General features: G+C 67.3%; 18 protein-coding genes. 5 read left to right on the top strand and 13 right to left on the bottom strand.

Going from position 1 to position 16,918, the window contains the following annotated elements; genetic code table 11:
- Window positions 1–99: 99 nt before the first annotated feature.
- The 8 genes from AC3B5T_RS21365 to AC3B5T_RS21330 form a co-directional block, all read right to left on the bottom strand.
- Entirely contained in the window at window positions 100–1,188 is a 1,089-nt protein-coding gene (locus AC3B5T_RS21365; protein WP_014927020.1) for an ATP-binding protein, read from the bottom strand.
- A gap of 38 nt (window positions 1,189–1,226) precedes the next feature.
- The gene (locus tag AC3B5T_RS21360) at window positions 1,227–1,700 is read right to left on the bottom strand and encodes a GNAT family N-acetyltransferase (protein ID WP_010843770.1); all 474 of its coding nucleotides are present in this window, start codon (window positions 1,698–1,700) and stop codon (window positions 1,227–1,229) included.
- 23 nt (window positions 1,701–1,723) lie between these two features.
- A complete protein-coding gene (locus tag AC3B5T_RS21355) occupies window positions 1,724–2,665 on the bottom strand; it encodes a diiron oxygenase (RefSeq protein ID WP_010843771.1) in 942 nt (313 codons plus the stop codon).
- Window positions 2,662–3,555: a prephenate dehydrogenase/arogenate dehydrogenase family protein gene (locus AC3B5T_RS21350; protein WP_010843772.1), complete on the bottom strand. Its 894-nt coding sequence runs from the start codon at window positions 3,553–3,555 to the stop codon at window positions 2,662–2,664. The genes AC3B5T_RS21355 and AC3B5T_RS21350 overlap by 4 nt, the downstream gene beginning before the upstream one ends.
- Window positions 3,552–5,675 carry an aminodeoxychorismate synthase component I gene (gene pabB / locus AC3B5T_RS21345; RefSeq protein ID WP_010843773.1) on the bottom strand — a complete coding sequence of 708 codons (2,124 nt, stop codon included), beginning with the start codon at window positions 5,673–5,675 and terminating at the stop codon, window positions 3,552–3,554. The genes AC3B5T_RS21350 and pabB overlap by 4 nt, the downstream gene beginning before the upstream one ends.
- A 1-nt stretch (window position 5,676) precedes the next feature.
- The gene (locus AC3B5T_RS21340) at window positions 5,677–6,096 is read right to left on the bottom strand and encodes a chorismate mutase family protein (protein WP_055475370.1); all 420 of its coding nucleotides are present in this window, start codon (window positions 6,094–6,096) and stop codon (window positions 5,677–5,679) included.
- Window positions 6,097–6,385: 289 nt separating this feature from the next.
- Window positions 6,386–6,688 (bottom strand): hypothetical protein, encoded by a 303-nt coding sequence (locus AC3B5T_RS21335; protein ID WP_010843775.1) that lies wholly within the window; start codon window positions 6,686–6,688, stop codon window positions 6,386–6,388.
- A complete protein-coding gene (locus AC3B5T_RS21330) occupies window positions 6,685–7,254 on the bottom strand; it encodes a recombinase family protein (RefSeq protein WP_055475371.1) in 570 nt (189 codons plus the stop codon). Before AC3B5T_RS21330 ends, AC3B5T_RS21335 begins: the two co-directional genes overlap by 4 nt.
- Before the next feature lie 370 nt (window positions 7,255–7,624).
- Between AC3B5T_RS21330 and AC3B5T_RS21325 the strand changes: the two genes are divergently transcribed.
- Window positions 7,625–8,539: an alpha/beta fold hydrolase gene (locus AC3B5T_RS21325; protein ID WP_055475372.1), complete on the top strand. Its 915-nt coding sequence runs from the start codon at window positions 7,625–7,627 to the stop codon at window positions 8,537–8,539.
- Between the two features lie 9 nt (window positions 8,540–8,548).
- Here AC3B5T_RS21325 and AC3B5T_RS21320 read toward each other — a convergent pair whose 3' ends face one another.
- A complete protein-coding gene (locus AC3B5T_RS21320) occupies window positions 8,549–9,052 on the bottom strand; it encodes a methylated-DNA--[protein]-cysteine S-methyltransferase (protein WP_055475373.1) in 504 nt (167 codons plus the stop codon).
- A gap of 120 nt (window positions 9,053–9,172) precedes the next feature.
- Here AC3B5T_RS21320 and AC3B5T_RS21315 point away from each other — a divergent pair, with 120 nt between their 5' ends.
- Together AC3B5T_RS21315 and AC3B5T_RS21310 are read left to right on the top strand one after the other, a co-directional pair.
- Window positions 9,173–9,598 (top strand): nitroreductase family deazaflavin-dependent oxidoreductase, encoded by a 426-nt coding sequence (locus AC3B5T_RS21315; RefSeq protein ID WP_035717879.1) that lies wholly within the window; start codon window positions 9,173–9,175, stop codon window positions 9,596–9,598.
- A 96-nt stretch (window positions 9,599–9,694) separates the two neighbouring features.
- The gene (locus AC3B5T_RS21310; protein WP_055475374.1) at window positions 9,695–10,171 is read left to right on the top strand and encodes a hypothetical protein; all 477 of its coding nucleotides are present in this window, start codon (window positions 9,695–9,697) and stop codon (window positions 10,169–10,171) included.
- A 9-nt stretch (window positions 10,172–10,180) separates the two neighbouring features.
- Here AC3B5T_RS21310 and AC3B5T_RS21305 read toward each other — a convergent pair whose 3' ends face one another.
- The gene (locus AC3B5T_RS21305) at window positions 10,181–11,230 is read right to left on the bottom strand and encodes a fused (3R)-hydroxyacyl-ACP dehydratase subunits HadA/HadB (protein WP_055475375.1); all 1,050 of its coding nucleotides are present in this window, start codon (window positions 11,228–11,230) and stop codon (window positions 10,181–10,183) included.
- A gap of 63 nt (window positions 11,231–11,293) precedes the next feature.
- Complete coding sequence (locus tag AC3B5T_RS21300) at window positions 11,294–12,553, bottom strand: oxygenase MpaB family protein (protein WP_055475376.1); 1,260 nt, start codon at window positions 12,551–12,553, stop codon at window positions 11,294–11,296.
- Between the two features lie 143 nt (window positions 12,554–12,696).
- Between AC3B5T_RS21300 and AC3B5T_RS21295 the strand changes: the two genes are divergently transcribed.
- Window positions 12,697–13,347, top strand: coding sequence for an MBL fold metallo-hydrolase (locus AC3B5T_RS21295; protein WP_055475377.1), 651 nt, complete (start codon window positions 12,697–12,699; stop codon window positions 13,345–13,347).
- Here AC3B5T_RS21295 and poxB read toward each other — a convergent pair.
- Window positions 13,344–15,080 (bottom strand): ubiquinone-dependent pyruvate dehydrogenase, encoded by a 1,737-nt coding sequence (poxB, locus tag AC3B5T_RS21290; RefSeq protein WP_055475378.1) that lies wholly within the window; start codon window positions 15,078–15,080, stop codon window positions 13,344–13,346. The genes AC3B5T_RS21295 and poxB overlap by 4 nt on opposite strands.
- Before the next feature lie 132 nt (window positions 15,081–15,212).
- On the opposite strand from poxB, the gene AC3B5T_RS21285 reads away from it, so the two are divergent.
- Entirely contained in the window at window positions 15,213–16,244 is a 1,032-nt protein-coding gene (locus AC3B5T_RS21285) for an LLM class flavin-dependent oxidoreductase (protein WP_010843785.1), read from the top strand.
- Window positions 16,245–16,273: 29 nt separating this feature from the next.
- On the opposite strand, the gene AC3B5T_RS21280 is transcribed toward AC3B5T_RS21285, so the two are convergent.
- Window positions 16,274–16,915, bottom strand: a complete 642-nt coding sequence (locus tag AC3B5T_RS21280) for a GyrI-like domain-containing protein (protein WP_055475433.1) — start codon at window positions 16,913–16,915, stop codon at window positions 16,274–16,276.
- Window positions 16,916–16,918: the final 3 nt, after the last annotated feature.

The following is a 16,918-nucleotide window of genomic DNA, read 5'->3' as shown; positions in this document are numbered from 1 at the left end:
CGTCGAATCGTTCATGGGTATCGCCTCCTCGGTCTGTCGCACGGACGGTGAACACACTAGCAGCGGTCGACCTGCCGCCACGCCGGATTGTCGTCGGCGCTAGACACCCAGCGGCACCGCGACGTCGGCACCGCCCTCTTCGGTGATCCGGGCACCCATCTGGGTGTAGGTGGGGGCAGTGATGAACCCGCCCGCGAAGAGCGCCTCACCCTGGCGGAATCCGGGGGACTCCGCCAGCAGGTGCTCGGGGACGAAGCCGAAGGTGTCGGCGAGTTCGGCGAGATCCCGCGGGGCGTTCATCCGCATCAGGCACAGGTTGTCGCACTGGGACAGGACATTGGGATGGATCTTGGTGGGCCGTTGCGTCGACAGCAGCAGCCAGAGGCCGAATTTGCGTCCCTCGGCGGCGATCTGCACGACGCGATCGATCAGTGCCTGTTCCACCGCGCTCGTGGCCAGCGGCGGACAGATGTTGTGGGCTTCGTCGATCACGATGAGGACGGGCCGTCGTTCGTCGCGGCGTTCCCACAGGTGCTCGAGCACACTGAGAGCGGCCACCTTCGGTTCCGCCGGGTGGGCGAAGCCGCCCAGGTCGAGCACGGTCGCCTGCGGTCGCTCGTCGACGATGTCGGTGGCTGCGACGCCACCCCGCGCCCACAGTGCCCAGTCGAGAACCTGGAGATTCTCGATCCGCTTGGCCAGCCGTTGGTGTCCGGGGTCGTCGGAACGGCGGAGGGCCTCGAGGTAGGTGGTCTGGTCCGACGTCTCGGTGAGCGTGGCGTCGGCGTGTAGCAGGACGTTGTACTCGTCGGCGTCGGCGATCGGATCCAGCTGCAGGACCGCGGCCTTCGCGGCGAGCGGCAGGGCGAGAAAACGTGTCCGCAACTGCGGTCCGTCGCGCCGGGTGGAATGGAGCACCCGGATGTCGGCGGCCGCGATCGCGTCGGCCGTTGCGGGGTCGGTGGTGCCTCGTGTCTCCGGCAACCGCGTGAAATCGGCGTTCGGGTCGAGGATGAGCAAGGGGAGTCGGGTGCGGAGCAACAGCTGCTCTAGCACCACCCCGAGCGCGTACGTCTTTCCGGATCCGCTCTGGCCGCACCAGAAGGTGTGGCGGTTGAACTTCTCCGCGGCGAGGAGGACGTCGGTCGTCGCGTTGTCGCGATGGCTTCCCACTGTCAGCTGAACCACGCCCGTACCTTACTGGCACGAGCGGCATCTCATCGGACTTACGGGGTGGACAGCTCTTTGCGCAGTACGAAAGCTCGGTCGCCGGTGGCGGGGTCGCGCATCGGGAATCCGTGCCTGGCGTAGAAGCGGTGTGCGTCGACATCGGGTTCGTCGACCTCGATCTCGAACTCGCCGGCGCCCCGCCGTGTCGCCTCGGCGACGGCAGCGGTGAGAACGGCACTGCCGAGTCCGCGGCTCCGTTCGGCGGGTGTCGTGTACATCTCGTCGAGCAGCGCGATGCCGCCCTCGACCCAGACGTTGGTGCGGATGGTGACCAGTCCCAGCGACACGATCGGAGCGCCGGCGACGACGGCGAAAGTAGAAGCACCGGAGAGCAACTCGTGTAGACGGCGTGCCAGCGCCACCGGCCCGGGCGACGGCTCGTCGAACTCGCGATTGAACTCATCCAGCAGATCGGCGATCGTCGCTGCGTCTGCCGTCGTCGCCAGTCGGGCGCGGTTGTGGACGTTCACGATCCCACGGTAGCGGTGCGCACTCAGCCGATCCGGCCGAACCGGGCGAGGAGACGGTCGACTGCGCTGCAGTCCTGCAGGACTCGACGGCGATCGGGGTCCTCGGCGACATCGCGGAGAATCGTGTCGCCGTCCGGGATTCGCTCGGCGTCGACGATCGCCGACCACAGGGCCCCATCGGTGGAAGTGAACGCGTCGACACCGTCACGCAGGGCGCGCGCCAGGATGATCCGATCGTCTGGGTCCAGCCGGTCGTGGACCAGACCGATCATCTCACCGGCGACCGAGCCGTGCGCGCGCTCGTCGCGGCGATGCAGGGCGACGGTGGCCTGGTGTACCGGCTGAATGGTCCGGTCGTCGGCGATGAGGGCCAGGTAGTCGCCGATGGAGGTCTCGGCGACCGTCGCGTACGCCAGGGTCGTCAGAGCCGCGGCTCGCGCCGACTCCGCCCGCGCGAGCGCCTCTCGGTGCCGGCGCACCGTCAACGACTCGGGCAGCGCCGCGTCCGGCAGCGCCCAGCCGCGCCGCCGGCGGGTCAGCGCGGACGCGTTCAGGTGCATCAGCGTGTGGTACTCCTCGTCGACCATCGACTGCACCACCGCCGCCCGGCCCGCATCCGAGAACCCCGTGCCGAACGTATCCCGGAACAGCAGTCCGAAACCGGGTGTCACCACGTCTTGCTCGATGTCGACGACGTTCTTGTTGTAGGCGATCCAGGCCCAGGCGCGGACCCTGGACCGGATGTCCTCGTCGAGCCGATCCCAGCCCGGATGCCCGTCGAACGGGAGCATCGAATCGGGATAGTCGGAACGGGCGTCGTCGAAGACGTCGTCCATCGTGGGACCGTCGAGTTCGGGTTCGGTGCGCCGTACCGTCGCACGGCGCGGCCAGCTGCGGACCAGCCCGCGGATCACCGCCGTCTCCACCGGATCGGAGGCGTCGTGGTCGGGCAGCCCCCCGGTCACGATGCCATTCCGTCGAACAGTCGGGCACACATCTCCGCGTATCCGTCCCCGCGGTCGCCCAGCGATGCACCCGCCCGGGCGAGCAGCGCCGTGAACTCGGTGCCGGCGGTGTCATCGTCACCGTCGCAGGCGGCCGACACCCGGGACACGGCCCGCGCCAGCGCATCTCGCGCCGCAGGCGCGCACGGGTTCGATCTCTGCACGTCCCGGTACACCTCTGGTGTCCCACCGGTGATCCGAGCCAGCATCGCCGACATCGTCGTGAACGGAGGGGTTGCCAGCGTCGCGGTCTCGTCGGCGTCGACGCCGAGGTCGGCCAGCGCGCACCCGAACGACAGGATGGTCGCGTGGGTGAGGGCCTGCACCGCCGCACACAGGCGGTCGTGCCGGTCCGCGGTGGTGACCTCCCTCCTGGCGCCCCACCGTGCCAGGTCGTCGAGCAGAAGGTCCGCGCCCGGCCCGCCCCGATGGACGACGACCGCGACCGCACGGCCGGGTAGTCCGAGGGACGGCGCGAACATCGGATTCACCCCGACGATCGGCCCGCCCGCGTCGACGTCGACCCCGTCGAGACGCGCGACAGCCGCCGAGAACCGCGACTTCACCGACAGCGTCTCCATCAGCAGCGCCGTCGAACGCAGCAACGGCCGGACCGTTGCCACCGCCGCCAGCGCCACGTCTTCGGGGACCGCGAGGACCACGATGTCGGCCTCGCGCATCCGCGCCGCCGACTCCGGGCCGGGAGACCTGATGTCGTCCCCGAACGCGGCGTCCAGGATGTACACGTCGGCGCCGTCCGCGCGCCACCGGTCCGCGAACATCGCCCCCACCGCTCCCGCACCGCCGGCCACGACCACCGACCGCGCACCGGGGGCGGTCGATCCTGTCACGGCCCGCTTTCGTCGGCAACGGACAGGCAGCGTCGCATGGTGAGCGCCTTGACCATCGTCTCCTCGAACTCCTCGTCCGGATCCGACAGCGCGACGATCGCACCGCCGACCCCGAACGTCACCTCGGAATCGGTGGCGACCATCGTGCGGATCACGATCGACAGATCGGCGGTTCCCGTCAGCGAGAAGTAGCCGATCGCGCCCGAGTACACCCCCCGCGGACCGGCCTCGAGCTTGTCGATGATCTCCATCGTGCGGATCTTCGGCGCCCCGGTCATCGAACCGCCCGGAAACGCCGCCCGCACACAGTCGACCGCCGACAGCCCCTCGCGCAGCGTCCCACGCACCGTCGACACCATCTGATGCACCGGTGCGTAGGTCTCGATGTCGAACAGGGACGGCACGTGCACCGAACCCGGCTCACAGACGCGCGAGAGGTCGTTGCGGACGAGGTCGACGATCATCAGGTTCTCCGACCGGTCCTTCTCGCTCGCTCGCAGCGCGCATCGGAATTCCTGGTCCTCCAGCGGATTCGCCGACCGAGGCCGGGTGCCCTTGATCGGTTTCGACTCCACCGTGCGGTCCGCGGCGACCTTCAGGAAGCGTTCCGGAGACGCGCTGAGCACTGACAGCCCCGAGAACTGCAGCAACGCACTGTAGGGCATCGGGCTGATCTCGCGGAGGCACGAATACCCGGACACGGGGTCGAGGGTGCGGTGCACGGTGGCCGAGTTCGTCAGGCACACCTCGTAGGACTCCCCGGACCGGATCTCCGCCAGGCAGTCCTCGACGAGCCTCAGGTACGTCTCGTGGTTGTGCCGGAACACGATCGGCACCTCATGCGGAACCGGGACCAGCGGGGGAGTCGTCGATCGGGGGAGTGGGGGCGGCAACTCCCGGATGGTCGACGCCGTCTCGCGCAACCATCGAGTCGTGTCGGGATCCGGTGTGCCGAAATTCTCGACCGGTTCGAGTGCCAGTACGTACACGCACCCGCCCTCGTGGTCGATCACCACCGCCCGGTCCGCGAACACCAGCGCGGCATCGGCCTGCTCGGACGCATGAGCCAACTGTCCACCGGTGTCCGCCTTGAGTTCGTAACCGAGGTAGCCGACATAACCGAGACAGAACCCGGACGGCAGATCCGACCGCGGCGCCACCGAGCGCTCCCGCACCTGCGCGCCGAGATAGTCGAAGAAGGTGCTGCCGACCACCTCGACCGTTCCGTTCGAATGTTGCACTCGCACCGTCATTTCCGGCACACGGTAGGTCACATACTCGGCGTGCGGTCCCGAACAGTCGCCCATGACGGAGAATCTGCCGTCCTCGTCGTCGGCCGCCGATCCGTCGAGCCAGTAGCTGTTGGGTCCGTCGGCGAACAATCGCTCATACAGCGCTTGCGCATCCACGGTCCGGTCGACGCGCACCGATCGCACCCGATAGCGGTGTTCGTGTTTCGTCGACGGCATATGCTCTGCGGGAACAGATCTCGTCGTCGGTGACGTTCCCGCCGCCACGCCCGTCGCCCGCCGGTTCGTACGCAGCGGTGTCGCTGCGGCAAAGTTCGCCAGCAGTTCCCGGCCGTACTCGCTGCAGATCGACTCCGGATGGAATTGCACCCCCCACATCGGCAGATCCCGGTGGTGCACCGCCATCAGGACGCCGTCGTCCGACCACGCCTGCTCCTCCAACACGTCGGGGACATCCATCACCGCGAGCGAGTGATATCTCACCGCCCGGAACGGGGACGGCAGCCCCGCGAAGAGGCCCCGGCCGTCGTGGTGCACCGCGCTGACCCGCCCGTGTCGTGGCTCCGGGGCCCGCACCACGGGACTGCCGAACACATGGCACAGGCCCTGGTGTCCCAAACACACACCGAGTACGGGCAGCCCGCTGTCGGTCAGAGCCGTTGCGCTGATCCCGAAGTCGCGGACGTAGTCCGGTCGACCCGGGCCGGGGGAGACCACCACGTTGTCGACAGCCGTGAGGTCGACCGACGCCCACGGCACGTCGTTGGCGACGACGACCGGCTCCTGGCCGTTGACCTCGGTCAACAGCGCGTACAGGTTGTAGGTGAACGAATCGTAGTTGTCGATCAGCAATGTGCGCACCGCGGCCACCTCACTCCGCGCTCGAGTCGGCGGACGTGCGCTGGACGGGGGCCCGATCCGGGTTCGCCTGTCGCGCCGAACCGCGGTTCGGCCGTGGTTGCTCGGCCGCCACGATGAGGTCCTCGACGCGGCAGGTCTCCGAGATCATCAGGTCGTAGAGGGCGTGCAGGAAATCCGGGGACAGGTCATGATCGACGGCGAACCGGTGGGCGTGCTCGTGCACAGCTCCGACGCGGTGCGGTTGCATCACGGCAATGGCGTATCGCCGTTTGAGTTGCGCGATGCGGGTACACACCTCGAGCCGGGCGCGCACGTCTTCGAGCAATCGATCGTCGATCCCGTCCAATTCCGTTCGCAGTGCTTCGAGTTCGCGTTCGCTGAGCTCGTTCTCACCCAGCACTCGCCCGTCGATGTTCGTCGATTGGTTCACGGCGCGACCACCTAGAAGTGTCCGAATGTGCGGCCCGCCGGCTTGAACCGCCCCGAAATGCGGCGCCGCCCCGTGGGTACTGCGCCTGGGTTCGCGTCGGCGAACCCCAACCCCGCCTCGGTCCATGGTCGCACCGACCGCGAGATCGCGAAGGCGTTGACGTCACCACCTGATCACGATTCACCAACGACCGATACGTCACCGCGGCGAGATCCGTTGCCGGGCACCGGTTCGATTGCGGCAAGTCCGGCCTTCCGGGCAGTGCGAACCGCCGAATCCTTTGCAGCACTCACTTTCCGGCGTGCCGCAGGTGCCCGTACAGGGCGGCGCGATAGCCGCGGGTGTAGCTCGGCTCCTCGTCATCGGGATGGGGCGGGCAGGCGAGCGTGGACGACGCGAGTTGTCGCGCCCAGGGCGCCGGGAGGGCATCGAGATCGGCAGCGGCATCGAGAAAACCCTGCTGGAACAGGTCCGGGTCGAGGTGCTCGTCGAGTTCGGCGTCGTAGATGGGAAACGACGTGGGCAACCGCGTGACGACGCCGTGTTCGGTCACGATATCGAGCTCGGGCAGGTCGGAATCAGGATTCTTCAACGGACCGAACGCCTTTCGGCAAGCGTACGATACAGGGTTGCGCGACTGACCCCGAGCTCCTGCGCGATCTTCGGTACGGAGACCCCTCGCGCGCGCATCTGCTCGGCGCGCGCCACCTGGTCGGCGTCGAGCGCGCGCGGACGACCGATGGTCGACGTCGACCCGCGCAGCGTCCTCGGTGTCGAACGGTCCGACCGCGGTCCCGCGTCGTCGAGTTCGGCCAACGACGCCAAGACTGCGACGATCATCGCTCCGGCCGGGTCGGCGGTGTCGATGCCCTCGCGTAACGAGCGCAGTCCGATACGACGCCCGGTCATCTGGTTGGCGATCTCCATGACCTCGTGCACGGTGCGGCCCAGGCGATCGATACCGACCACCACCGTGATGTCTCCGGCACGTGCGTAGTCGAGAAGTGCGGCCATCCCGGGCCGGTGGCCGGAAGGTGCGGATCGGTCGCTCGCGTCGGTGTAGATGCGTGCGGGATCGACGCCGGCGTCGGTGAGTGCATCGATCTGCGGCGCGAGTGGGTGGGCGCCGGCTGTTTCGCGGGCATAGCCGAGGGCCATCCCCGACGACTCTGTTGCATCTGCTGTCACCGGGGCAGCGTATCTCAAAAGTATCGAAATACCGCGCCACGGCGCGCTGCGTTTTCGAGACTGCATTTGCGGAGCGATTGCGCACTCAGTGGTGGATGCCGGCTACGAACTCTCAGAAGTCTCATATATGGTCTCGAAATAATCTGAGACTGCCGGCGAGGCGGGTGGAAGGCCGCGGTCGGCGGTGATCGTGCACATCGCCCTTGCTTTCGGGACGGATGGCATAGATGTAAAGCGCGCCGACACCATCTGTTCACAGGGGTTTCGTCCGCTTCCGCCGCGAACGGCCCGCACCGGCGCTACCGTCGCACCACCCGACGTCGACGGTGGAGGCAGGTTCATGGGACTCACACACTCCGACGGCCATGCGACCGGATCGCGGCTGATCGAGACGCCGGCCGGGCCGGTCGAGTGCATCGACGTCGGGACGGGACCGCCGCTGGTGTTCCTGCACGGGTCGCCGGGTGGCTGTGACCAGGGTGTTCTGATGACTCGTTTCCTCGCCGGGTCGCACCGTGTCATCGCGATCTCGCGGCCCGGTTACCTGGGCACGCCCCTCGGTCATGACACGCGCGCCCCGGCAGCGCAGGGTGAGCTGGCCGCGGCCACCCTGGATGCACTGGGGGTCGAGCGTTTCGCGCTGATGTGCTGGTCCGGTGGTGGACCCGCCGCGTACTCGCTGGCTGCCGCGGTGCCGGAGCGGGTCGCATCGATGGTCGCCGTCGCCACGGTCAGCACTCGTTTCGACCCGCGGAGCAGCCTGCGCGGACGACTCGAACTATCCGAGGAGAAACTCCTCTTCAGCCGTTTCGGTCAGTGGCTGGCGACCACGCTCGTGTCGAAGGCGCCGTCCACGGCCATCTCGACACTCCTGTCCGGTGAGGGAGACCTGTCGCGTGCGCAGATCAGGGCGCTCACCGCGGAGATCATCGCCGATGACGACCAGCGCACGCTGGCGATCGATCTGTTCGACACCGTGTCGGGGTCGCGAAAAGCGGGCTTCGACAACGACTTCGACCAATTCTGTGACCTCGACCTACCGCTCGCGGAGGTGAGCGCACCCGTGCTGGCGATACACGCCCGAACCGACGCCGACGTCCCGTTCGATCAGAGTGTCCACGCGGCGCAGACGCTGCCCGATGCTCGCCTCGAAGCCGTCGACGAAGGAACGCACCTGTCGTTGTGGCTCGGCCAGGACGCTCCAAGGCTGCAGTCGCTGGTCGTCGACCATCTGTCCGGGGCGTCGCGAACGTGACGCTCGACGTCAGAACAGCGTCGGCGGGAGAACGCCTTCGAACTCGAGCAACCAGCGCTTGGTCGCCAGACCCTGACCGGTCGTGCCTCCCGAGTAGCCGCCGAGACCGTCACCCGCGATCACGCGATGGCAGGGGACGATCAGCGGTACCGGATTGATGCCCATGATGGTCCCGACGCCACGCGCGGAGACCCGTGTGCCGGTCATCGCCGCCAACTCCCCGTAGGTGACGGTGTCGCCGTGGGTGACCTCCCGATGCAGCGTCGTCAGGACTGCACGCGCGGCGTCCGACATCCCGTCGAGGTCGACAGGCAGATCGAAGTCGGTGAGCTCGCCGGTGAAGTAGGCCCGGAGTTGTCGGATCGCTTCGGCGAGAACCGCATCGGTGGTGTCGATGTCGGTCGCTGTATCGGTGCCGACCCGCCAGGCCACGCGCACGATGGCGGAGCCGTTGCTGTCGACGGCCACGGTGCCGACCGGCGTCGGCAGGAGAGCACGGCGTGGTGAGGGCATCGGTGGAGACTCGCGATCAGGGGTCGGGTGTCGCCACAGTAGCGGAGGGTCAGAACATCGGACGGTGAGGAGCACGTCGGCACGCGGAATATCCGGGGCGGTCGTGGTGTTCCGCCCACCATGAGTGCTAATGCAGAGTTGAGTCCTGAAGGCTGGGTCCGCGAGCAGACCGAGAAGATCCTCGAGCAGGGCACCACCGACGGTGTGACAGTGATGGACCGCCCGATCGTCCTGTTCACGACCACCGGCGCCAAGTCGGGCAAGAAGCGCTACGTCCCGCTGATGCGCGTTGAAGAGAACGGCAAGTACCTGATGGTCGCCTCGAAGGGCGGCGCTCCCGAGCATCCGGCCTGGTACCACAACGTGAAAGCGAATCCTCAGGTCACCGCTCAGGACGGCACCGAGGTGAAGGAACTGACCGCTCGTGAGCTGAGTGACGGCGAGGAGCGTGACCACTGGTGGGAGCTCGCTGTCGCGGCCTACCCTCCCTACGCGGAGTACCAGACCAAGACCGACCGGCAGATCCCGGTGTTCGTCCTCGAGTGAGAATCGCGCTGGACTGAGCCACGCTGAACCGATAGAGCCCCCGACGGTGGTCGGGGGCTCTACTCTGTCTCACGCAGTGTTCGGGAAGGAAGTGCCATGGGCCACGTCGCCGACTTCAAAGATGTCTCCACCGCAGGACTCGAGAGTTCACCCGTGTCGGAGGCGCTGGCCGGTCTGCGGGCCAACGAGGCCCGGTACCACAAGACGAAGTACGGGCACGACTTCACCGTCGTCCCGGCGTCGGATGCGCCCGACATCCTCGATCGGGTGACCACGATCCTGGCGAACGAGCGGGACATCACCATCAGCTCGCCCGCGCTCGAGGTCAGCGACTTCGAGGTGGGCCCGGACGACGCCAGGCTCCGTATGTCGTACGTGTTCTACGAGTCGGGCCTGGCCGTCAACGTCATGTACAGCATCGACCCGGCCGGGAAGCGGGCCGTCGGGTTCAAACTCTCCGACGGTATGGACGTTCCGGCGGAGCTGGAGTCCAGGTTCAAGTTCGCAAGGCAGAAATCGAAGCTCGCCGGCGTCATCCGTGGGTCGTACTTCGTCATCAAAGGGGAGTACTGACCCTGACGGTCACTTGAAGCGGATGTTCATGGTCGCGAGACCGAAGATCTTGCGACCACCCGACTTCGCCACCACGATGACGACGCCCGTTCGGGTCTCCGGATCGAGCGACTTGATGCGACCGCTGTATTCGATCTCGCCGCCTTCGGCGCCCGAGACGACAGCGGGCTGGGACAGGCGGACCGCGTAGCGGGTGACGGCACCCGGGTCACCAGACCACGAGGACACGAAGGCGGCCCCGAGGCCCATGGTCAGCATGCCGTGCGCGATCACATCGGGCAGGCCCGCCAGCTTCGCGCTCGTCTCGTCCCAGTGGATGGGATTGGCGTCGCCCGCGACACCGCCGTAGTTCACGAGATCGCCGCGGGACAGCCGAATGGTGTGCGGCGGTAGCTCGTCGCCGACGCTCAATTCGTCGAAGTTGCGGGCTCCCGAGGTCCGGCCGGTGTCATCGGCGGCCCGGATGTCGCCGTCGGGACGAACCGTCTTCACGTATCGTTGCGCGGATTCGTCGTGGCTGAAGATGTTGACGTCGTGCATCATCACCTTGCGAACCGCGATGCTCAACTCCGGGTCGACCTCGTCGGCGGTCACGCCGACGACCGTGGTGTGCATCGTGTGCACTCGCTCGCCCGCGGCGTCGGTCATGGTGTTGGTCACGGTGATCAGGTCTTTACCCGCGATCCGCCGAACACTGGTCAGCTCGACGTCGGTGGTCAGCTCGTCCCCGGCGACGATCGGACGGTGCTGCTCGAAGACCTGCTCGGTCTGCACGTAGGTGTCATATCCGACGATGACCTTCTCGAAGAGCTCCCGGTTCGCCGCCATGGCCGGGATGGAGGTGAAGGTCAACGGTGTGACGAGTCCCGGATAACCCAGTGCCGCAGCGGCTTCGGGCTCCCAATGGGCGCCGTGATAGTCCTGGACCGCGCGTGCGTACTCGCGAACCTTCTCTCGCCCGACCTGGTACGAGCCGTCGAGGACGTAGTAATGACCCACGCGGGATTCGATCCCGGCGGGATCATCGGTCGTGGCGGTGGTCGTCGGAGTGTGCGTCACCCCGAACAGGCTAACGGTGTGTGCATTCGTGTCCAACTCCGGAGTAACTTCGGTGTGCTGTCGTCAGCGCCGGAGTCCTTTCCCGTGCGCGTACTCGGCGGGACGCCCGGAGGTCTGCCAGTCGTGCCAGTTCTCCCGGTGGCGGCACATCCACTTCTCGTGCACCCGGCGAAATCGGGGTGACAGTCGACGTATTGTCTCGACGACGATCACGGCGGGCAGGCGGAGCACGATGACCAGCACCCCCGGAACCGGACTCGGCATCCGATAGCGCAACCGCGTCATGGGCAGCATGTAGATGCTCGAATAGGCCGCGTACATCGCCGCGTTGTACCGGCCGCGAAGTCGCTCCAGGCCGGTCGCTCCGCTCTTCGCGAACGCCGCGGGGAACGACTCGATGAGCTCGGCGCCGTCGTCCCCGGCGTCGTAGCTGCGGGTCGAGGTGACGAACGCCAGCAATCGCAGCGAGTCGGCGATGGTCTCGGGGTACCACTGGGTGCGTACACCCAGCAGGTGGCCGAGGTAGCGCTGGTAGTGCATCAGGACCCGGATCTCACGGGGCGTCGTCTGTACTCCGGTCAGCCACAGGGCCATTGCCGGAACCACGCTGCCGCCGAGCAGGGTCAGCAATTGATACGACTGGCTGATCGGGTCGCCCCAGCGATGCCGATCCCATTCCGGGTGGTCGGCGACCGTGCGACGAACCCACACGTGCATGACGCGCACCCGCATGGCCGTCGCGCGACCCTGCGACCCCGGCGTGAGCAACGCCCCGGGTTGCGAGACGTCGATCCAGAAGCGCGAGGTCTCCAGGAACCTGCGCAACGCGTTGTCTCCCGCGTAACCGCCGGCCAGTGACAGCGGCTTCGCCACAGCGGCTTCGGTGTACATCTCCAAGGTGATCCCGCCGGCGACACTGAACAGGCCGGTACCCCACCGACGCCAGATGGCCTCGCCCTCGGCGATCAGCTCGGGGTCGACCCAGTCGGGCACGGCCTCGAACTCCTCGAACAACTCGACCAGCGCCGGCGGGGGATCGTCGATGCTGTCGAGGCCGTCGGTGAGTGCTTGGTCGAGGAGCGCTCGGGCCGCGTCGCCGCCGATCGTGCCGTAGACCTCGTCGACGAACCGTTCGGCGACCGGATCGGTGCGGAACATGTCTGCGGCGAAGGTGCGCAGGTTCTCCTGCTCCGGGAAGAGGTCCTTCCCGGTGGCGCGGCGGACCAGCGCCCGGGCGCGTCGGAGGCGCCGGTTCGCCATCGCGGACTCATAGCCGACCGCGGCGGGAAACGCGGGAGCGTCGGACGACAGCGAAGTGGACACGTGAACTCCAAACAGGTGAGACGGATCTTCATATGTGTATCACTCGGTGGCGGACTCGTGTACGGGCGGTCGTGGACGTTGACTTCAAGCGGACATGAAGTTGCACCGTGGTTGGACATACCGACCGACTCGAGGAGACACCGATGCGCCGCGTTCTCGCCGACCTGTGGGAAACCATCAGCGACAGTCCGTTTCCCGGACTGACCACACATGCCTACCTGTGGACGTCGAACCGGAACGTCCTCTTCTACTCGGTTGCCTCCGACGCCGAGTTCGACGACTTCGAGCGGCTCGGAGGAATCGATCACCAGTACCTGTCGCATCAGGACGAGGCCGGGCCGCAGCTGGGCGCGATCTCCGAACGCTTCGGGGCGACGCTGCACGCGCCGGCCGCCGAAGCGGACCGGATCGGCGGCCACGCTCGGATCGGGGTTGCCGTCGCGGACCGGCACATCGACGACAACGGGGTCGAGGTGATCCCGACACCCGGCCATTCCCCGGGGAGCACGAGCTACCTCGCGACAGGCGCCGACGGCGACCGGTACCTGTTCACCGGGGACACTCTCTACCGCAACGCCTCGGGGCGATGGACCGCCGGTTACCTACCGGGTATCAGCGACGCGGACCAGCTCGCGGCGAGTATGGAACTCCTGGGAACGCTCGATCCGGACGTCGTCATCTCCAGTGCCTATGCGGGTGACTCCGCCGTTCACCGGGTCGACGCGTCGACGTGGAGCGCGGATGTCGCGGAGGCCGCCCACGGTGTGCGGGCGGCCGTCGACCGGCAGGCCTAGTCGAACAGACGTCGGAACAGGTTGGTCTCGGCGAGGTCGACCAGTTCGTCGCCACGTCCCGACAGCACGGTTCGCAGGGCGTACAGCGTGAACCCCTTCGCCTGGGCGGCGGTGATCGCCGGCGGAATGGACAGCTCCTGCCGGGCGGTGACGACGTCGAGCAGGGCCGGACCGTCGTGGGCGAGGAACTCGTCGACCGCGTCGGCGAGATCGTCGGGCTGCTCGACCCGGCGGCCTCGGATGCCGACCGACTCCGCCAGCGCGGCGAAGTCCGGGTTCTCCAGATCGGTTCCGTAATTGACGAATCCGGCGGCCTTCATCTCGACCTCGACGAAGTTCAGGGACGAGTTGTCGAAGACGACGATCTTCACCGGCAGCCGGTTCTGCGTGATGGTGAGCAACTCGCCGAGCAGCATCGCCAGCCCGCCGTCGCCGGCGAGCGCGATCACCTGGCGGTCGGGAAAGGCGGTCTGCGCACCGATGGCCTGGGACACCGCGTTGGCCATCGAGCCGTGGGTGAACGAACCGATCAGGCGGCGGGCACCGTTCATCGCGAGGTAGCGAGCCGCCCAGACCACCGGTGAACCGACGTCGGGGATGAACACCGCGTCGTCGCCTGCCTTCTCGCTGATCAGGCGGGCCAGGTACTGCGGGTGGATCGGTGCCCGGTTGCGGTCGTTGCCGGCGAGGTCGTCGAGGCGGCGCCGCGCCGTGGCGTAGTGGGCCAGCGAGGTCGACAGGTGTTCGGAGTCGCGGCCGGTGGTGATCGACGGCAGAAGCGCTCGGACGGTGTCGCCGACGTCACCGACGAGTGGCAGGTCGACGGGACAGCGTCGGCCGATCTGCTCACCGCGGATGTCGACCTGGATGATCGTCGCCTTCGAGGGATAGAACTGTTCGTACGGGAAGTCGGTGCCGAGCATGAGCAGGGTGTCGCACTTCTCGATCGCGCGATACCCCGACGAGAAGCCCAGCAGCCCGGTCATTCCCACGTCGTAGGGGTTGTCGTACTCGGTGAACTCCTTGCCGCGCAGCGCATGCACGATGGGGGCCTGCAGGACCCGCGCCAGCTCGACGACCACGTCGTGGGAGTCCTTCACCCCGGCACCGGCGAGAATGGTCACCCGCTCGGCGGCATTGAGAGTGGCAGCGGCACGCGCGATCTCGCCGTCGGTGGGACGTGTGACGCGCGGGATGTGGCGGATGGGGGCGCCCGCTCGTCGCTTCGGGCACGGCGCGAGGAAGGTCTCGCCCGGGATGACGAGCACCGCGACGTCCTGCTTCTCGACGGCGGTGCGCAGCGCGATGTCGAGCAGGCGCGGCATCTGCTCGGGAGTGCTGACCATCTCGCAGAAGGCACTGCATTCCCGGAACAGCTGCTCGGGGTGCGTTTCCTGGAAGTAGCCGGTGCCGATCTCGGTCGCGGGGATGTGCGCGGCGATCGCGAGGACCGGAACACGACTGCGGTGTGCGTCGAACAGTCCGTTGATCAGATGCAGATTGCCGGGCCCGCAACTTCCCACGCACACCGCGAGTTCACCGGTGAGGGCGGCTTCCGCGGACGCGGCGAAGGCCGCCGACTCCTCGTGCCGGACATGCCGCCACGAGATGGTGTCGTTCCTGCGCAGGGCATCGGTGAAACCGTTGAGCGAATCGCCTGGTAGCCCGTGGACGCGCCGCACTCCCGCACGGTCGAGCTCCTCGACGATCCTCTCCGCGACTGTGGTCGACATGGCGATCCGTTCGGTCGGGGTCGGTGTGACCCGACTATAGACGCGAGTCGGGTACCGCCGGCGGCCACGGAGTTCGGCTCACGCTGATCCTCTTGGGCGTCGTCCGGCTCATGGCAGTGTGAGAATCGACGCATGCCTCGACGCGGTGAACCCCTCCGTAAGCTCGGATTCCTGACCATCGGACGCTTCGACGGCGACAACCCTCGCCCCGGCCACCTCGAAACGCTGCGGATGATCGAGCTCGCCGAACAACTCGGCTTCGACAGCGTGTGGGTGCGCAACCGCCACTTCCAGTACGGCATCTCCTCACCCGTGGCAGTGCTGGCGGCCGCCGCGGTGCGGACCAGCCGCATCGAGCTGGGCACCGCGGTGATCCCACTCGGTATGGAGAACCCGCTGCGCCTGGCCGAGGATCTGGCGACCGTCGACATCCTCAGCGACGGACGTCTCAATCCAGGTGTGTCCGTGGGCGTCCCGATGCGCTACGACGACTACAAGACTGCGATGTATCCCGAAACCCATGCGCTGGAGAACTTCTCGAAGGACCGGGTGGTGCGGCTGCTGGACGGCCTGCGCGGTGAACCGGTCAGCGACTTCGAGGGGACCGTCGGGATCGAGACCTTCTCGCGGCGAGTGCAACCGCACTCACCCGGCCTGGCCGATCGGGTCTGGTACGGAGGCGGACTCAGCTCGGCGATCTGGGCGGGCCGGCAGGGGATCAACTACCTGACCTCCTCGGTGGTGACCGTCGAGGGAACACGGTCGCGAGACTTCGCCACCATTCAGGCCGAACACATCGACGCCTACCGCGCCAATCACATCGATCCCGACCGTGCGCGGGTCTCCCAGGGACTGGTGGTCATCCCCACGGACTCGGCAACCCCGAGCCAGGTCCGGAAATACCGGGCCTATGCCGACAGCCGATACGAGCGCACGCTCACCCCGCAGGGTCCGCGTGGCCTGCTGTTCTCGCCGGACCACGTCGGGCCGTCCGACGAGCTCGCCGAGAAGCTCTATGATCACGCGGGATTCCAACGCGCCACGGAGGTGGCCTTCGCGTTGCCGTTCTCCTTCGATGAACCCGATTACCTGCAGATCGTGGGTGACCTCGCCGGACGGCTCGGGCCGGCGCTCGGCTGGGCGCCGGCCGGGGGCGATGTGTAGCAAAAGTGCGTGCTATACACCGTCTTTCGCTACGAAATCCCGGTGGCCGGCGTCGCGGGTTCCACCGGCTGGCGCAACAGCGTCCGGAGTCTGTCCGGCGCGACCCGGCGGAAGTCGCTGAAATAGATCTCGTGGTGATGGCCCCGCATGGTCAAACCGTTGTCGGGTATGAACCGATCGTGCATCTCTGCCAGCACCGGGCCCTCGTCGTCGAACGAACCGTGGTGAAGCGTCTGGACGCACAGTCCCTCGTCCAGGGATGCGATGCGGAGGTCGTCGAGGCGCGGCGGTGGTTTCTTCGAGCCGACCCGCAGGACGGCGGCGTCGAGCAGTCCGTCGTCGATCCAGTCCGGGATCATCAGCATGAGAGTCCAACTCCAGCGGCCCTTGTCCCGAGCACCGGTGAAAGCGCTCATGTCCTCGGCCCACCAGAGACCCTCGAGCGGGGGGACGACGTAGTCGCGGCCCAGCTCGCCTCGGCTCGCGAACTTCAGGGTGTACGCGACCGGGTAGAGCGTCTCGATGGTCGCCACGAACTGTGGCGTGGTGTTCGGGTCTCCCGACCCGTCGATCATGACGTAGCGCATCACGGGTACCTCGAGCACACGTATCCGGCCCCGATGGGCCTTGTACGCGTCGAATGTCTTCTTGAAATCGACCTTCTCGGGCACGCC

It is taken from the genome of Gordonia sp. G4 (assembly GCF_057770005.1).
The sequence above is the reverse complement of the archived record's forward strand: the minus strand, read 5'-3'. Positions and strand labels throughout refer to the sequence as shown.